The organism is Stutzerimonas tarimensis, from assembly GCF_042648805.1.
In the GTDB taxonomy this organism is placed as follows: Bacteria; Pseudomonadota; Gammaproteobacteria; order Pseudomonadales; family Pseudomonadaceae; genus Azomonas; species Azomonas tarimensis.
In genome coordinates, this window is the sequence record NZ_JBHRXZ010000001.1 from 73,233 (window position 1) to 88,618 (window position 15,386).

17 protein-coding genes and 1 riboswitch are annotated in these 15,386 nt (G+C 64.5%); of the genes, 8 read left to right on the forward strand and 9 right to left on the reverse strand.

The genetic code is table 11. The annotated features are described in order from the left end of the window. Positions 1–141 precede the first annotated feature (141 nt). The 3 genes from ACFOMF_RS00380 (at position 142) to ACFOMF_RS00390 (ending at position 2,996) form a co-directional block, all read left to right on the forward strand. Positions 142–1,104 carry a 2-hydroxyacid dehydrogenase gene (locus ACFOMF_RS00380; RefSeq protein WP_386360086.1) on the forward strand — a complete coding sequence of 321 codons (963 nt, stop codon included), beginning with the start codon at positions 142–144 and terminating at the stop codon, positions 1,102–1,104. A gap of 60 nt (positions 1,105–1,164) precedes the next feature. Beyond that, the gene (locus ACFOMF_RS00385; protein ID WP_386360089.1) at positions 1,165–2,166 is read left to right on the forward strand and encodes a methyltransferase; all 1,002 of its coding nucleotides are present in this window, start codon (positions 1,165–1,167) and stop codon (positions 2,164–2,166) included. 54 nt (positions 2,167–2,220) lie between these two features. Next, positions 2,221–2,401: riboswitch (yybP-ykoY riboswitch) on the forward strand. 16 nt (positions 2,402–2,417) lie between these two features. Further along, entirely contained in the window at positions 2,418–2,996 is a 579-nt protein-coding gene (locus ACFOMF_RS00390) for a TMEM165/GDT1 family protein (RefSeq protein ID WP_386360092.1), read from the forward strand. Between the two features lie 48 nt (positions 2,997–3,044). On the opposite strand, the gene ACFOMF_RS00395 is transcribed toward ACFOMF_RS00390, so the two are convergent. From ACFOMF_RS00395 to ACFOMF_RS00410, 4 genes are all read right to left on the reverse strand, one after another. Continuing rightward, entirely contained in the window at positions 3,045–3,860 is an 816-nt protein-coding gene (locus ACFOMF_RS00395) for a M48 family metallopeptidase (protein ID WP_386360095.1), read from the reverse strand. Positions 3,861–3,936: 76 nt separating this feature from the next. After that, the gene (locus tag ACFOMF_RS00400; RefSeq protein ID WP_386360098.1) at positions 3,937–4,554 is read right to left on the reverse strand and encodes an SOS response-associated peptidase; all 618 of its coding nucleotides are present in this window, start codon (positions 4,552–4,554) and stop codon (positions 3,937–3,939) included. A gap of 42 nt (positions 4,555–4,596) precedes the next feature. Continuing rightward, positions 4,597–4,857, reverse strand: coding sequence for a putative signal transducing protein (locus ACFOMF_RS00405; RefSeq protein WP_386360101.1), 261 nt, complete (start codon positions 4,855–4,857; stop codon positions 4,597–4,599). After that, complete coding sequence (locus ACFOMF_RS00410) at positions 4,857–5,039, reverse strand: CPXCG motif-containing cysteine-rich protein (protein WP_386360299.1); 183 nt, start codon at positions 5,037–5,039, stop codon at positions 4,857–4,859. Before ACFOMF_RS00410 ends, ACFOMF_RS00405 begins: the two co-directional genes overlap by 1 nt. Positions 5,040–5,127: 88 nt before the next feature. Here ACFOMF_RS00410 and ACFOMF_RS00415 point away from each other — a divergent pair, with 88 nt between their 5' ends. Further along, the gene (locus ACFOMF_RS00415) at positions 5,128–6,294 is read left to right on the forward strand and encodes a 1-acyl-sn-glycerol-3-phosphate acyltransferase (RefSeq protein ID WP_386360104.1); all 1,167 of its coding nucleotides are present in this window, start codon (positions 5,128–5,130) and stop codon (positions 6,292–6,294) included. A 39-nt stretch (positions 6,295–6,333) separates the two neighbouring features. Here the strand turns inward: ACFOMF_RS00415 and ACFOMF_RS00420 are convergent, their stop codons facing one another. From ACFOMF_RS00420 to ACFOMF_RS00430, 3 genes are all read right to left on the reverse strand, one after another. Next, entirely contained in the window at positions 6,334–6,918 is a 585-nt protein-coding gene (locus ACFOMF_RS00420; RefSeq protein WP_386360107.1) for a YajG family lipoprotein, read from the reverse strand. A 131-nt stretch (positions 6,919–7,049) separates the two neighbouring features. After that, the gene (gene mqo / locus ACFOMF_RS00425; RefSeq protein ID WP_386360110.1) at positions 7,050–8,537 is read right to left on the reverse strand and encodes a malate dehydrogenase (quinone); all 1,488 of its coding nucleotides are present in this window, start codon (positions 8,535–8,537) and stop codon (positions 7,050–7,052) included. A 271-nt stretch (positions 8,538–8,808) separates the two neighbouring features. Then, complete coding sequence (locus tag ACFOMF_RS00430) at positions 8,809–9,096, reverse strand: PA4642 family protein (protein ID WP_386360113.1); 288 nt, start codon at positions 9,094–9,096, stop codon at positions 8,809–8,811. Between the two features lie 251 nt (positions 9,097–9,347). Here ACFOMF_RS00430 and dauA point away from each other — a divergent pair, with 251 nt between their 5' ends. The 3 genes from dauA to ACFOMF_RS00445 all read left to right on the forward strand — a co-directional run bounded on the left by dauA (position 9,348) and on the right by ACFOMF_RS00445 (position 12,848). After that, positions 9,348–11,063, forward strand: coding sequence for a C4-dicarboxylic acid transporter DauA (gene dauA / locus ACFOMF_RS00435; protein WP_386360115.1), 1,716 nt, complete (start codon positions 9,348–9,350; stop codon positions 11,061–11,063). Between the two features lie 688 nt (positions 11,064–11,751). Further along, positions 11,752–12,264 (forward strand): DUF2726 domain-containing protein, encoded by a 513-nt coding sequence (locus ACFOMF_RS00440; protein ID WP_386360118.1) that lies wholly within the window; start codon positions 11,752–11,754, stop codon positions 12,262–12,264. Positions 12,265–12,296: 32 nt separating this feature from the next. Then, positions 12,297–12,848: an MgtC/SapB family protein gene (locus ACFOMF_RS00445; RefSeq protein ID WP_386360121.1), complete on the forward strand. Its 552-nt coding sequence runs from the start codon at positions 12,297–12,299 to the stop codon at positions 12,846–12,848. On the opposite strand, the gene sfsA is transcribed toward ACFOMF_RS00445, so the two are convergent. Continuing rightward, a complete protein-coding gene (gene sfsA / locus ACFOMF_RS00450; RefSeq protein ID WP_386360124.1) occupies positions 12,845–13,549 on the reverse strand; it encodes a DNA/RNA nuclease SfsA in 705 nt (234 codons plus the stop codon). The two genes, ACFOMF_RS00445 and sfsA, sit on opposite strands and share 4 nt — an antisense overlap. Further along, positions 13,539–14,720: a pyridoxal phosphate-dependent aminotransferase gene (locus tag ACFOMF_RS00455; protein WP_386360126.1), complete on the reverse strand. Its 1,182-nt coding sequence runs from the start codon at positions 14,718–14,720 to the stop codon at positions 13,539–13,541. Before ACFOMF_RS00455 ends, sfsA begins: the two co-directional genes overlap by 11 nt. A gap of 186 nt (positions 14,721–14,906) precedes the next feature. Here ACFOMF_RS00455 and dksA point away from each other — a divergent pair, with 186 nt between their 5' ends. Continuing rightward, complete coding sequence (dksA, locus tag ACFOMF_RS00460; protein WP_386360129.1) at positions 14,907–15,353, forward strand: RNA polymerase-binding protein DksA; 447 nt, start codon at positions 14,907–14,909, stop codon at positions 15,351–15,353. Positions 15,354–15,386 lie beyond the last annotated feature (33 nt).

The following is a 15,386-nucleotide window of genomic DNA, read 5'->3' on the forward strand; positions in this document are numbered from 1 at the left end:
TGACCGCTCCCGGCAGCCGCAGGCCTGCCCGAGCCGATCAGCACCCGGCCCGCCAGCAAATGCACCAGCGCCACGGTCTTACCCTCGGTCCAGTACACTCTCCTGGCCTCATTCATTCAGACTCGAACAGGTAAAACCCTTATGCCCTCCCGCCGCGCTGTCTTTCTCGACCTGGTTCCGCTGGACCAGGGCGACCTCGACCTGAACCCGCTGGAGCAGGCCTTCGATGAGCTTGTCGTGCATTCTCACAGCCTGCCCGAACAGGTCATCGAGCGCCTGCAGGGCGCCCAGGTCGCCATCATCAACAAGGTCCGGCTGACCGAGCAGGTGTTCCAGGCCTGTCCCGACCTTGCGCTCGTCCTGGTCTCGGCCACCGGTTTGAACAATGTCGACCTCGAAGCTGCACGCCGGCATGGCATCCTGGTCTGCAACTGCCAGGGCTACGGCACCGCATCGGTGGCCCAGCACACCCTCGCCCTGCTGCTGGCGCTGGCGACCCGCCTGGTGGACTACCAGACAGCAGTGAACGAAGGCAAATGGGGCCTGACCCCGCACTTCTGCCTGCTTGACTTCCCCATCGTCGAACTCGACGGCAAGACCCTCGGGGTGCTCGGCCTGGGAACCCTGGGCAGCGCCGTGGCAAAACTGGCCGAAGCCCTCGGCATGCGCATACTGGTCGGCGAACTGCCCGGCCGTCCGGCGCAGGAAGGTCGCCTGCCGCTGGAGGAATTGTTGCCGCAGGTGGACGCCCTGACCCTGCACTGCCCGCTCACCGAGGCGACGCGCAACCTGATCGGCGCCAGGCAACTGGCCCTGATGAAGCCTGGTGCGTTCGTCATCAATGCCGCCCGGGGCGGGCTGATCGACGAACAGGCGCTGGCCGATGCGCTGCGCAGCGGTCATCTGGGCGGCGCGGCCACCGACGTACTGATCGAAGAGCCGCCAGTGCATGGCAATCCGCTGCTCGCCGGTGACATACCACGCCTGATCGTCACGCCGCACAGCGCCTGGGGCAGCCGCGAGGCCCGGCAGCGGATCGTCAATCAGGTCGCCGAAAACGCCCGGGCCTTCTTTGCCGGCCAGCCCATGCGCCAGGCGAACTAGTCGGGCATCCCGCTGACCGCGGGCTTTTGCTAAGCTCCGCGCTTTTTCAAGGAGCACGCCATGGACCCTCGAAGCCAAGTCCTGCTGCGTCAGGCCGAGCTGTTCCATGGTGAGCTGCTGCTTGCCGGTCTGCCAGCGGACGACCTGCTCGGCCAGTTGCCCGCCGCCCACGGCTGGTCCTGGCATCAGGGCGAACAGCAACGCCTTGCGGCACGCTTTCCCCAGCGCAGCCACTTCGGCACCGAGCCGCCCGAACGCCGCTTCGACGCCGCCGTGCTGTTTCTGCCCAAATCGCGGGAACTGGCCGACTACCTGCTGCAGAGCCTGGCCGCTCGGCTGCCCGGTCTGCCGCTCTACCTCGTCGGCGAAAAGCGCGGCGGCATCGAGCGCGCCGCCCGCCAGTTGAGCCTGTACGGCACGCCGCGCAAGCTCGACAGTGCCCGGCACAGCCAGCTCTGGCAGGTAGCGATCGACAAGGTGCCCAAACGGCCGGACCTCCTGGCGCTCGCGCAGCGCTTCAGCCTGGATCTGGCCGAGGGTCCGCTGACCGTGGTCAGCCTGCCTGGCGTGTTCAGCCATGGTCGCCTGGACGCTGGCAGCGAACTTCTTCTCTCGCACCTCGACGGCCTGACACCGGGTCGCCTGCTGGACTTTGGTTGCGGCGCCGGGGTGATCGGCGCCACCTTGAAACGTCGCTACGCCGCCGCCGAGGTGTTTCTGCTCGACGTGGATGCCTTCGCCCTGCAGAGCAGCCAGCTGACCCTCGAGGCCAATGGTCTGCAGGCCGAGGTGCTGGCCGGGGACGGCATCGACGCCGCACCTGGTTCGCTGGATGGAATTCTCAGCAATCCGCCGTTCCACCAGGGTGTCCGCACCGACTACCAGGCCAGCGAACATCTCATTGCCCAGGCTCGCCACCACCTGCGCGCCGGCGGTGAACTGCGTCTGGTCGCCAATGCCTTCCTCCGCTATCCGGCCTTGATCGAGAGGCACCTCGGACCCTGCGCCACGCTTGCCGAGGGTGGCGGCTTTCGCGTCTATTCAGCCCAACGCCGCAGCTGAGCTGCCGGACCGGTCGCTTTGCCTGCCGGGCTTGCGCCCTGGCGACCGGTTCGGCAAACTGCGCGCGTCCTGGGGGAGTAGTCTCCGATGAGCGATAAGCTCATCAGGCATGCGTCAACATACTGGATCGGTAGATCCTGGCGCAGGCGACCACCGCTGGTTTGACAAGACCCATGACACGCATCACCTGACCCGGGGCGGGCAGGCGGTACGTGTCATGCTTGCTCAGACCCGCCCTTACAGGATGCTGCTTGGAAGCTTTCGTCGTTCCCACCCTGATCGTCGCGCTCGCCGAGATTGGCGACAAGACGCAACTGCTGGCATTGGTACTGGCCGCCCGTTACCGAAAACCCTGGCCGATCATTCTCGGCATCACGGTTGCCACCCTCGCCAACCACCTCGCCGCAGGTTTTCTTGGTCATCTCGTTTCGGAACTGCTCTCCCCCGCCACGCTCGCCTGGATACTGGCCGCCAGTTTCGTCGCGGTAGCCGCCTGGGCGCTCATACCCGACAAGCTCGACGAGGACGAGGCCAGGCTTGGCCGTCGCTATGGTCCCTTCGTGGCCACGCTGATCGCATTCTTCATCGCCGAGATTGGCGACAAGACGCAGATCGCCACGGTGATGCTGGCAGCCCAGTATGACGCCTTCGTGCTGGTGATCCTGGGCACCACCCTGGGCATGCTGTTGGCCAACATCCCAGTGGTCCTTGCCGGCAACTTTGCTGCCAACCGACTGCCTCTGACGCTGATTCGTCGCCTGGCGGCCCTCTCGTTTCTGCTGATGGCGCTCTATGCCGGCTATCAGGCCTGGCAGATCGGAAGCCTCTAGGCTCCCAACCTGAATGGCAGGCCAGCGGCCCGCCTTCAACAGGCCTAGCTAGCGCTGGCGGGCCTGCTCGTAGAGCGGCATCACCTTGGGAATGGTGTCGTGCAATACCTGCATGCGATTGGCCGGAGAGGGATGAGTGCTCAGGAATTCCGGCGGAGCCGCGCCGCCGGCCTGGCCCATCTTCTGCCAGAGGGTAATGGCCGCGTTGGGGTCATATCCAGCGCGCGCCGCCAGCTCCAGGCCGATCAGATCCGCCTCGACTTCGTTGCTGCGGCTATTCGGCAGGGTCATAAGATATTGCACGCCCATGTTGGCCACGCTCATGCTGCCCGCGCCTACTCCCAATACCGAACCCACCTGGCTGGCCATTTCCACGCCGTAGGCCTTGGACATGGCCTCGCGGCCGTGCTCGCGCAACGCATGCGCGATCTCGTGCCCCATCACCGCGGCGATCTCTGCATCGGTCAGGTTGAGCTTTTCGATCAAGCCGGTGAAAAAGATGATCTTGCCGCCAGGGCCGCAATTGGCATTCAGGTCCGGGCTGTCGATGACGTTGACCTCCCAGTTCCATTGCGTAGCGTCGGGCCGGAATACGCCCACATGAGGAATCAATCGCTGGGCCACGCCGTTGACGCGCGTGTAGATCGCCGTGTTCTTTTCCAGCACGCCCTGCTCGGCAGCGGCAGCCAACGTCTGCTGGTAGGACTGCGCGTACATCTGATTGACCTGGTCGGTGGACAGCATGCTGAACATGTACTGCCTGCGCTCGACGCCTACGGCCCCACCGGTGGTGGTGTTGACAGCCTGGCAGCCGGCCAGCAGCAGCGCTGCGGCAAGGGCACCAAGGTGGACGACTTTGCTCATGCCGAATCTCCTTAAAACGAGCCCGTATGCTAGGCGCGCCGCGCGGGCACAGCAACTGCCGGATGTGAGCGTACTTTCAGGCGGGCGTCAGGCATTCCGGAGCATCGAGGCGCGGATCGTTGACCAGGGTCGCCAGGCGCCGCTCGCGCAACTGCGGCTGCGGTGTCTGCAGTAGCGCCGCCAGCTGATCGCCAGAAGTCCCGGCCGAAAGCCAATCCTGCGTACTCGCCTCGTCAAGAATCAGCGGACGGCGCTGATCGGCAGCAGGCAGGGTAATGAGCGCGGTGCTGAGATAAGTGTACCCCTGGACCGGATAAGGTTCCCAGAGCGCGGCGAAGTACATCAGGGCAGACTCGCCACTCATCCACAGCGGCCGCTTGCGCGCACTTCCTCGCCACTCATAGAAGCCGTTGGCGACCACCAGGCCGCGGCGCAGCTGAAAGGCCTCGCGAAACATCGGCTGCTCGGCGACAGTCTCGGCGCGGGCATGGGCCGGCGTTCGCGCCAGATCCTTGAGCCAGGCCGGGGTAAGGCCCCAGCGCACCCGATCGATGCGCTGCGCACCTTCATGCTGGCGCAGCAGCAGCACCTGGGCGCCGGGTGCCACGCTCCAGTGTGGCGCCTGGTCAGCGGGGAATCCAGGTAACGCGGCGAAATCCGGCGTCCAGCGAAACAGGGCGAAGCGGCCACACATGGGTTGCGTACTCGGCAAGGGGCGCTGGACCAGCGTCCCGCATCAGCAGATCAGGTCACCGGGGTAGCTTTCCGGCTCGTCGCCCGGCATGGGTTCGGCGCCATTGTACTCGCCGATCAGCCAGCGCGCCCGATCAGCATCCTCGTCGGCCACCACCAGCGCCAGCAGCCCCGCCACCGGCAACTCGCCCAGCGCACCGATCAGATGGGCGCCCAGCAGGTGGCAATCGATGTGTTCGGCCGCCAGCATGCCGACCAGCATCTCGGCCTCAAGCAGATCACGTGGCTCGTAGATCCTGCGCATCAGTCGTCCTCCCGTCGCACATCCAGCGTCCACTCGGCGCCGTCGGTGCGCAGCTCGAACAGAATCGGCCGGCAGCATACGGCGCAATCCTCGATATAGGATTGATCACCGCCGGACAGGTCGAGCAACGCCTCGCCCGGCTTCCCGCAATAGGGGCAGTTGTAGCCATCCGTCTCCAACATCATCGATCCCATCTCCTGTTCGGACTTACCGCTATAATCTGCGCCTGTTCCGGCCCGGCTGCTCGGGCCCGTTTCCCTACCAGAGAGCATGATGGACGAATTCGAAGCCATCCGACCTTATTCCGATGCTGAAGTCCCTGCCGTGATGTCCCGCCTTCTCAGCGACCAGGCTTTCCTGGACGTGCTGGCGCGTTTCCGTTTTCCGCGCCTCGCCGAACCGATGGGCTGGCTGCTCAAGCCGATCATCGCCAAGCGCCTGCGTCTGGAGTTTTCCGGCATCAACAGCGTCGATGCCTTGCAGGACAAGATCGAACCCTACGTCGATCGGACCGTCGAGCGCGCCACCGATGGCATTACCTATGCAGGCCTTGAACGATTGGAGCGAAACCGCGCCTACCTGTTCCTCGCCAATCACCGCGACATCGTGATGGATCCGGCCTTCGTCAACTATGCGGTGTACCACGCAGGCATGCGCACCCCACGCATCGCCATTGGCGACAACCTGCTGCAACGGCCCTTTGTCAGCGATCTGATGCGCCTGAACAAGAGCTTCATCGTGCACCGCTCGATCAGCGGCCGTCGAGAGAAACTGGCGGCCTACCAGGTCCTGTCGGCCTACATCAACCACTCGATTCGCCAGGACAACGAGTCGGTATGGATCGCCCAGGCCGAAGGCCGGGCCAAGGACGGCGACGATCGGACCGATTCGGCCATCCTCAAGATGATGCACATGAGCCGCAAGGACGAAAGCTTCGCCGAAGCTTTGAGCGCGCTGCGGCCGGTGCCGGTGTCGATCAGCTATGAATACGACCCCTGTGACCAGGCCAAGGCGCGGGAACTCTATACCCGCGCCAGCACCGGCAGCTACACCAAGGCACCGGGAGAAGACGATACCAGCATCGCGCTGGGCATCACCGGCTACAAGGGCCGGGTGCACGTCCAGTTCGGCCAGCCGATCAGCCAGGCCTCCGAGGATGCCAAGCAGCTGGCAGCCGAGCTGGACCGCCGCATCCTCGCGGGTTACCGGTTGTTCCCCGTGCATTACCTGGCGTATGCCATGTGGGCCGATCGCGACCCGCAACTGCAGGTCCCCGATGCCCGGGCGATGTTCGATCGCCAGGAGATCGCCACCGCCGAAGCCGAGTGGAGCAAGCGCCTGGCGGCCTGCCCGGCGGTGCAGCAGCCCTGGCTGGTCCTGCAGTACGCGATGCCGGTGCGCAATCAGTACCGGATCAAGGCCGGCTTGCCGCTCTGACTTTCATCCACATGAAAGGCCCGCCAGTGGGCGGGCGCTTCAGCGGGCCAGGGTCTGGCCGATGGCCTGATCGCGGAACATCCGGGTCAGCGCATCGCTGAGCACGTCGCTGACCAACTGCGTGTTGGTCTGCTCGTTTGGCGCCATGCCGAAGCGCTGGTTGAGCGAGGCGCCATAGCGGCCAGTGTAGCGCTGCGTCGGGCCCTGCACTTCGACGCGGAAAGTCGCGGCGATGTCCGCCTCGGTCACGTAGAGACCTTCCTTGGGCGACTGGTACTTGAGCTCCGCCAGGGTGACGGTCATTTGCGGCGCGTTGTAGGCATTCGGCGAAGGGGTAAAGCCCATCAGCCGCACCCCGGCTTCCACCTGCTCCTGCAACTTGGGCATCAGCCGCGCGCCGGGCACGTTCACCGCGCTCGTTTCGGCGTAGAGACCACCACGGGTCCCCAGCGTCTGCGACGGTCGACCGTCGACCACCCGAACCACCACCGGCTGGCCCTGACCGACAGGGGCCACGGTTTCGTTCAGGCGGGGGGTCGGATCGAGTTGCTGGGGGCTATGGACACATCCGGCGAGGCCCAGCGAAAGGGCCACGACGAGACCAAACGACAAGCGCTGCAGCATGCTGCCTTTCTCCACGATCATGAGGGGATGAAACGGCCCGCAGTATAACGGGCCGCTGGCGGGGCGGACACCCATAACGAAACCGCCCCGCCTCGGCAAGGCCGGACGGGGCGGTGACGGTACGCGGCGTATCAGCCTGCCAGGCCGAGTCGCTTGTCGCTCTCGGTGCTGACCCGACGATAGACCTCGGCGTCGGTCTGCAGCAGCTTTTCCCGTGCCGGGAAGATATCACCCAGCTTGCTTGCCCAGGCCTGGGAGGCGGCCTGCTCGGGGAAGCAGCGCTCGATCAGCTCGAGCATGATGGAGACGGTCACCGATGCGCCCGGGGAAGCACCAAGCAAGGCAGCGATGCTGCCATCTCGGGCGGCGACCAGCTCGGTGCCAAACTGCAGGATGCCGCGTTTCTTCGTGTCCTTCTTGATGATCTGCACGCGCTGGCCGGCAATTTCGAGACGCCAGTCCTCTGCCCGCGCCTGCGGGTAGAAGCGACGCAGGCTCTGCAGCCGCTCGTCCATGGACTGACGCACTTCCTTGATCAGGTAGCGGGTCAGGTCCATGTTGTCGCGGGCCACGGCAAGCATCGGGATGATGTTGCCAAGTCGGATCGACATGGGCAGGTCGAACAGCGAGCCGTGCTTGAGAAACTTGGTGGTGAAACCCGCATAGGGTCCGAACAGCAGCGACTTGTTGCCATTGACGACGCGGGTGTCCAGGTGCGGAACCGACATCGGCGGCGCACCGACTTCAGCCTGGCTGTAGACCTTGGCCTGATGGCGCTCGACAACCGCGGGATTGTCGCAACGCAGCCACTGGCCGCTGACCGGGAAACCGCCGTAGCCCTTGCCTTCCTCGATCCCCGAGAGCTGCAGCAGCGGGAGTGCCGCGCCGCCCGCGCCAAGAAATACGAAACCGGCCTCGAGCTGACGGCTCTGGTGGGAGGTCACGTTCTTCACGTCGACCAGCCAGCCCTTGCCGTGACGCTTGAGACCCGTAACCCTCTGGCAATAGCTGATCGTCACGCTGGGCTGCGCGGCGAGGTACTTGAGCAACTGGTTGGTCAGGGCGCCGAAGTTGACGTCGGTGCCGTTGTCGGCATAGGTCGCGGCGATGCGCTCGTCGGCCGGGCGGCCGTCCATCATCAGCGGCATCCACTGGTTCAGCGTGGCACGGTCTTCACTGTAGACCATGCGCTCGAAGGTGTGGTGCGCACTGAGCAGTTCATGACGCTTCTTCAGGAAGGCGATGTCCTTGTCGCCGCGCAGAAAACTCAGGTGCGGGACCGGACTGATGAAGGAGCGCGTGTTGCCGAAATCTTCACGACTCGTCATGTAGGCCCAGAACTGCTTGGAGACCTCGAACTGGGTGTTGATGGTGATCGCTTTCTTGATGTCGATCGAGCCGTCCTGGGCCTGCGGTGTGTAGTTCAACTCGCATAGCCCGGCATGTCCGGTACCCGCGTTGTTCCAGGGGTTGGAGCTTTCAATTGCTCCGGCCTCCTGCAACTCCACGATTTCCAGCTTGAGGCTGGGATCGAGCTCCTTGAGCAGTACCGCAAGTGTGGCGCTCATGATACCGGCGCCAACCAGCACCATATCCGGCGCTTCGCTATGTTGCGTCATTTAACGCTTCTCCAGAACGCAGCAAAAGACTTCACGGCCGCAATACGCGGCACGCGCGAAACTGTCGACACGGCGTGCGAAGCCATGACGGTCGGGGGGCAAGCCCCGATTCAGCTGCTGGGCGGCTTTTGGCCCCCCTGTCACAACGCCGCTTTTGTCCGCAGGCGAGCCCTTGCCCATGGCCCTCGGTCAAAATGCGCTGTGATACCAAACTGTGGCGCGAGTTACCCCGTCGCCAGGGCCGCCGACTCACGTCAGCGGGCGAAACTTTTCAACGACGCGCCGCTTCCACGGCTTCGATGTAGGGCTCTGCCTGACGCTGATCGCGGATCAGGTCGACAAAGTCTTCACCTTTTGCATTCCGGACACCAAGGTCGTGACCAGCCTCGACGAAGCACTCGAGAAAGCGCTTGAAATCATCCACGCGCAAACCCCGGTAAGCCTTGATCAGCTTGTGCAGTGCGGGCGGGGTGTCATCGGCCGGCTCGGGCAGGAGAAACAGCTTGATCGACTCATCGGAAACCTCTCCGCCGATCACTTGTTTCTTCTCTTTGCGCATGATTGTCCCTTATGACGGCTACTTACGGGGCCGGAAGTGTACTCCGGGGGCGCCATCGGCTCAACGCGCCGGAGCCGCTTGCGACCAAGGTAGTAGAGCCATAAAGCGAGCAGGAATTCTACCGAAGGCAGGAAAACCGCGCCGCAGCGCAATCGAAGGCCTGATCATAGGCCGCCCCTCCGAAAGTCCGGCCCCGGAGGCCGCGCCGGACTGGTTAGAATGCCTGTCACACCCACGGTTGGAGCAAAAGGATGTCTCTCCCGCCCCTGTTCGCTGGCTGGCGCCAGGCGCTGCGCCAGGGCTATGACCGCCAGGCCCTGCGCGGCGACATCAGTGCCGGCCTGACTGTGGGGATCATCGCCATCCCCCTGGCCATGGCGCTAGCCATCGCGGTCGGCGCGCCCCCGCAGAACGGTCTGTACACGGTGCTGATCGCCGCCCCGCTGATCGCCCTGTTCGGCGGATCTCGCTTCAATGTGTCCGGCCCGACGGCTGCCTTCGTGGTCATACTGCTGCCCATTACCCAGCAACACGGTCTCGGCGGGCTACTGCTCTGTACCATGCTGGCCGGGCTCATCCTCATTGCCCTGGGTCTGTTGCGCGCCGGCCGCCTGATTGCGTTCGTGCCCTACCCTGTCATCCTCGGCTTCACCGCCGGCATTGGCATCGTCATCGCCACCTTGCAGATCAAGGACGCCTTCGGATTGACGCTGAGCGAAGCGCCGAGCCATTACTTCGATCAGCTTGGGCTGCTGGCCCGCGCACTTCCCGCCTTCAGTCCCGGCGACGCCCTGGTGGCAGCGGCCTGCCTGGCGGTGCTGATTCTCTGGCCACGGTGGGTACCTCGCGTCCCGGGGCATCTGGTCGCCCTGCTGGTGGGGGTAGGCCTGGCGATGCTGCTGGAGCGCGCGGGCCTTTCCGTGGCGACCCTGGGCGAACGTTTCAGCTACGAACTCGATGGCGAGCTGCGCCCCGGGATTCCGCCGATGCTTCCCGAGTTCGCCTGGCCCTGGCGACTGCCGGGCGCAGACGGTCAGCCGCTCGAGCTGAACTTCGCCCTGTTGCGCCAGTTGCTGGCGCCTGCCTTCGCCATCGCCATGCTCGGTGCCATCGAGTCGCTGCTCTGTGCCGTGGTAGCCGATGGCATGGCCGGTACCAATCACGATCCCAATGCCGAACTCATGGGCCAGGGCATCGGCAACCTGGTAGCGCCGCTCTTCGGCGGAATCACGGCCACCGCCGCTATCGCGCGTAGCGCCGCCAATGTTCGCGCCGGCGCCTTTTCACCGGCCGCCGCCATGATCCACGCCGGCGTGGTGCTGGCCGCCATTCTCTGGCTGGCCCCCCTGTTCAGCTACCTGCCCATGGCCGCGCTGGCCGCGCTGCTGCTGATGGTGGCGTGGAACATGAGCGAGGCCCCGCATGTGGTGCACACCCTGCGCATTGCGCCTCGTGGCGACGTGCTGGTCCTGCTCACCTGCCTGACCCTGACCGTGCTGTTCGACATGGTACTGGCGGTGGGCGTCGGCCTGCTGCTGGCGGCCGGCCTGTTCATCAAGCGCATGAGCGAGCTGACCGATACCGCCCCGCTGTCCCCCAGGGGGGTGGACTTCCCCGCGGTGCCCACCGGGGCCGCTGCCTTCGCGATCCGCGGCCCGCTGTTCTTTGGTGCCGCCGACAAGGCGCTGGACACGCTGCGCCGTTTCAACCCGGAAGTCCGGGTGGTCATTGTCGACTTCAGCGCCGTCCCATTGCTGGACATGACCGCCCTGGCAATTCTCGAAAGCCTGGCCAGGGACTACCGCAAGCGGGACATGGTGTTGATCTTTTCCGGGGTCAATCCGCGCCTGCGACTGAAACTGCGTCGCGCCGGCCTGGGACAGCAACCGGGACACCTCATCCATGTGTCCAGCCTGCAGCGCGCCAGCGAAAGAGCCATGCAACTGCTTGCCGAGCGCGCCGCCTGACTGGTCATTTTCTGAACAGAACAGCCAGGTGCCCCGACTGACCGGGCGTCTGGCCAGCCTTGCTCAGCTTATCCACAGCGCAGTCCACAGCATCCGTGGATATCTCGGAGAACCCTTCGTGCTTCAGAGTGCCCGATTGATCATTCACGACGCGACAAGTATCAGAAAAACAACAACAAATCGTTTGATCAAAAAACAATCAGAAGACATCAAGCCTTGCCCTGCCTGGCTCCCAGGCTTGTTTCCCCGGGTTATCCACAGATCGCCGCACAGTCTTCGTGCATAACTGAGCTACGAGCTCCCGCCCCGTGCAGCAGGCGACTCGTCTCCCCGGCCATGTCAGCGGTTACGCGATTTGTCGTAATTTCCTGCAGCACGATCGGCGCATCGCTGCTTTGCTCAAGGTTATGACCGGACCGCGCTTTCCAGCCGATGCCCTGCTCATGGGAATAGTCCGCCGGCTCCGGCATTCTTCACGAACGGGCCCTTGAGAGCCTCTCGCCTGTTCGCCAGATGGTCGCGCAGAGGCTGACAGCTGACCCGCAGCCGCTACACGGGGAGATTTCTGCGGCTCGAGCAGGTCATAGCGATAACCGAAGCGTGCCATTGGAGCAGTGGCGCCAGGTGATTCGCGCCGGCGGCATGCGGCCCCGATCATGAACCCGCCCGCTTGGGCAGGAGGAATCCGATGGAGCTGTTACTGCTGACCGTTATTGCCACCTTCATCTGCTTTGCCCTGGTTTTTTTCATCAAGCAGAAGCAATACAGCCACCCGACCCTGAAGTACCCCTATCAGCTCAAGGCGCCGCTGATGGATGAGGAGGAACGCCAGTTGCTGGAAGAACTGCAACGCTCCGTGGGACACGAATACTATGTTCTCAGCAAGATCCGGCTGCCTGACGCCGTGAACATCACCGCCGTACCGCGACGCTCGTACTGGCACCACGCCTACAACCGCATCGCCTCCGAGCATTTCGATTTCCTCCTCTGCCGCAAACGTGACCTGACGCCCGCCTGCGCGGTCATCCTGGATCGCGACGAGGTGGCCCGCGACCCCTTCATGGACGAACTTTGCCGCATCGTTGGCCTACCGCTGGCACGACTGCCCGCGCAGGCGGCCAACTCCTTTGGCGAGGTACAGGACTTCATCGAGCGAGCCATTTCCCTGCGCGATACCGACGGACCGAAACTCACCGCCTGATTCGAGCCGAGTCAGGCCCTTGGGAGAGCTGAATGGAGTGGTGGGACATCTTCACCCGTACGCTGGCCACCGAGTTTTCCGATATCTCGGACCTGGAGGAAGCGTTCAGCGTCGCCATTCGCCTGACGCTTGCCATGATTCTAGGTGGCCTGCTTGGTTATGAACGCGAGTACAAGGGCAAGGCCGCCGGGCTGCGCACGCATATGCTGGTATGCGTTGGCGCAGCGCTCTTCGTGCTGGTGCCGCTCAAGGCAGGTATCGTGCAGGACGATGTGTCCCGGGTGATCCAGGGCGTCGTGACCGGTGTCGGCTTTCTGGGTGCCGGGACGATTCTCAAGGGCGGTGAAAGGCGCGAAGTGCAAGGGCTGACCACCGCTGCCGGCATCTGGCTGACGGCCGCTGTCGGCGTGGCCTCCGGGCTCGGCCACGAAACCACCGCAGTACTCACTACGCTGCTGGCACTGATGGTGCTCATGGTGATGCGGCCGCTGGAGCGGCACGCCGCTGCAAGCGCCGCGCGACACCGCAAACGCCAGCGCCGCAAACAGGCACAAGCGCAGGCGCAGGCCTCGCGAGACGCCTAGATCACCTCGAGAGGCTTCAGGAGGCGGATTTCATCAGTGGAGAGCTCGGCTGCATAGGCCAGCACCTCTACCCCGGCGAGCCGCGCCGCGGACAGTGCCTTTGCATAGGCAGGATCGATTTCGGCCGCCGCACGCACCGCCTCGACCCCCGAAAGCCCCACGCAGTAGAGCTGCACCGCCCGGATCCCCGAGCGAGCCAGCGCGGCCAACTCGCGCAAGTGCCGGGCACCGCGACTGGTAGTGGCGTCGGGAAAGGCCGCGATGGGCGAGCCATCGAATCCGAGGGTCACGCTTTTCACCTCGACGTAGGCAGGGCCGCCTGGATACTCAAGGCGAAAATCCACCCGACTGCGTTCGCTGCCATAGGCCACCTCCCGTTTAAGCGCGGTAAAGCCTGACAGCTCGGCTATCACTCCCGCCCGCAAAGCCTCTTCTACCAATGGATTGGCGCGCGCGGTATTGATGCAGGCGATGCGACCCTGCGGGGTTTCCGCCAGCTCCCAGGTGCCCGGCAGCTTGCGTCGCGGATCGCTCGAGCGCTGGAACCACACGCGACCGCCTTCGACCATGCAATTGTGCATCGAACCGGTATTCGGGCAGTGGATACACAGTGGCTCGCCGTCGGCAGTGATGATGTCGGCCAGGAACCTCTTGTAGCGGCGCACCAACCGCCCCTCCTCAAGCGCTGGACTAAAGCGCATCGCCACCCCACTGCCGCAAGCCCACCGCCAGGCGCTCCACCGCTTGCTCGAGACGGGGCAGATCCTGGGTATAGGCGAAACGGACATGACGATTGGCCAGATGCCTGCCGAAGTCGACTCCCGGGGTGATGGCAACGGCCTGGGTTTCCAGCAGGTGGTTGCACAGGGCGTAGGCATCCCCGCCAAAGGCAGACATGTCGGCGTAGAGGTAGAAGGCGCCCTCGGGCTCCACCTCTATGACAAAGCCCAGTTCGCGAAGCGCCGGCAGCAGAAAATCCCGCCGCCTGGCAAAATCGGCACGACGCGCCTCCAGGATGTCCAGGGTGGCGGGCTCGAAGCAGGCCAGCGCCGCATGCTGGGCCAGGGTCGGCGCACTGATGTAGAGATTCTGGGCAAGCTTCTCCAGCTCTCCCACCGCGTCCAGGGGCGCGACCAGCCAGCCCAGCCGCCACCCGGTCATGCCGAAGTACTTGGAGAAGCTGTTGAGCACGAAAGCGCCGTCATCCACTTCCAGCGCGCTGGTGGCCTGCACCCCATAGGTCAGGCCGTGATAGATCTCGTCGACCACCAAGTGGCCGCCACGGCTGCAGATTGCCTGCGACAGTCCCGCCAGCTCCTTGCGCGAGAGCAGCGTGCCGGTGGGGTTCGATGGTGAGGCGACCAGCGCGCCGACGCTGTCGGCGTCCCAGTGATGCGCTACCGCTTCGGCGCCGAGCTGATAACGCTCGGCCGGCCCGACCGGTACCAGCTTCGCCGCGCCCTCCACCAGACGCAGGAAGTGCCGGTTGCAGGGATAGCCTGGATCGGCCAGCAGCCAGTGCCTGCCGGGGTCGACCAGCAGGCTGCTGGCGAGCAGCAGGGCTCCCGACCCACCCGGAGTCAGCAGGATCCGGCGCGGGTCCAGCGAAACGCCGTATCGCTGTGCGTAGAATCCTGCCAGCTTTTCGCGCAACGCGGGCAGGCCACAGGCCGCCGTGTAGCGTGTATGACCCGCGGCCAGGGCGGCCTGCCCGGCGGCGATGATGGGCGCCGCGGTGGGGAAATCCGGCTCTCCGATCTCCAGATGGATCACATCGCGACCCTGCGCCTGCAGTGCCTGAGCCCTGGCCAGCAGCGCCATAACATGGAATGGCTCGATCTCGCGGCTCCGCGCGCTGTAACGAGGGATCATAAAAGCCTTCCGGGAGTCCAAAAGGCGGATTCTACCGAAGCTTTCACGGGCACCGCAGCCGTGGAACATCCGGTAGTGGCGCGTCCGTATCGGTTCTGGTAATTTCGGGCGCTTGCGGTCGCAGGGCCAGCCGTGCTGGCGGTAGATTTCCCAACTGCGCCATGGATTTAGCAAGAGGCGGCCACCATGCCCATCACAAAAGAAACTCAGACGAGCAAACAGTTGGTTCGCGGCTTCCAGCCCTACAAGGAAAATGCGGGTGAGGAATACATGAGCGACGCCATGCGCGCTCACTTCACTGCCATTCTCAACGAATGGAAGCAGGAACTGATGGAAGAGGTAGACCGCACCGTCCACCACATGCAGGACGAAGCGGCCAACTTCCCGGACCCGGCCGACCGTGCCAGCCAGGAAGAGGAATTCAGCCTTGAACTTCGTGCGCGCGATCGCGAGCGCAAGTTGATCAAGAAGATCGACGAGACGCTGCAGCTGATCGAAGATAACGAATACGGCTGGTGCGACTCCTGCGGCGTCGAGATCGGCATCCGCCGCCTCGAAGCCCGCCCCACCGCCAGCCTGTGCATCGACTGCAAGACCCTGGCGGAGATCAAGGAAAAGCAGATCGGTTCCTGACCCTCCGCACGGGGCGCGAGAGCGCCCCGTTCG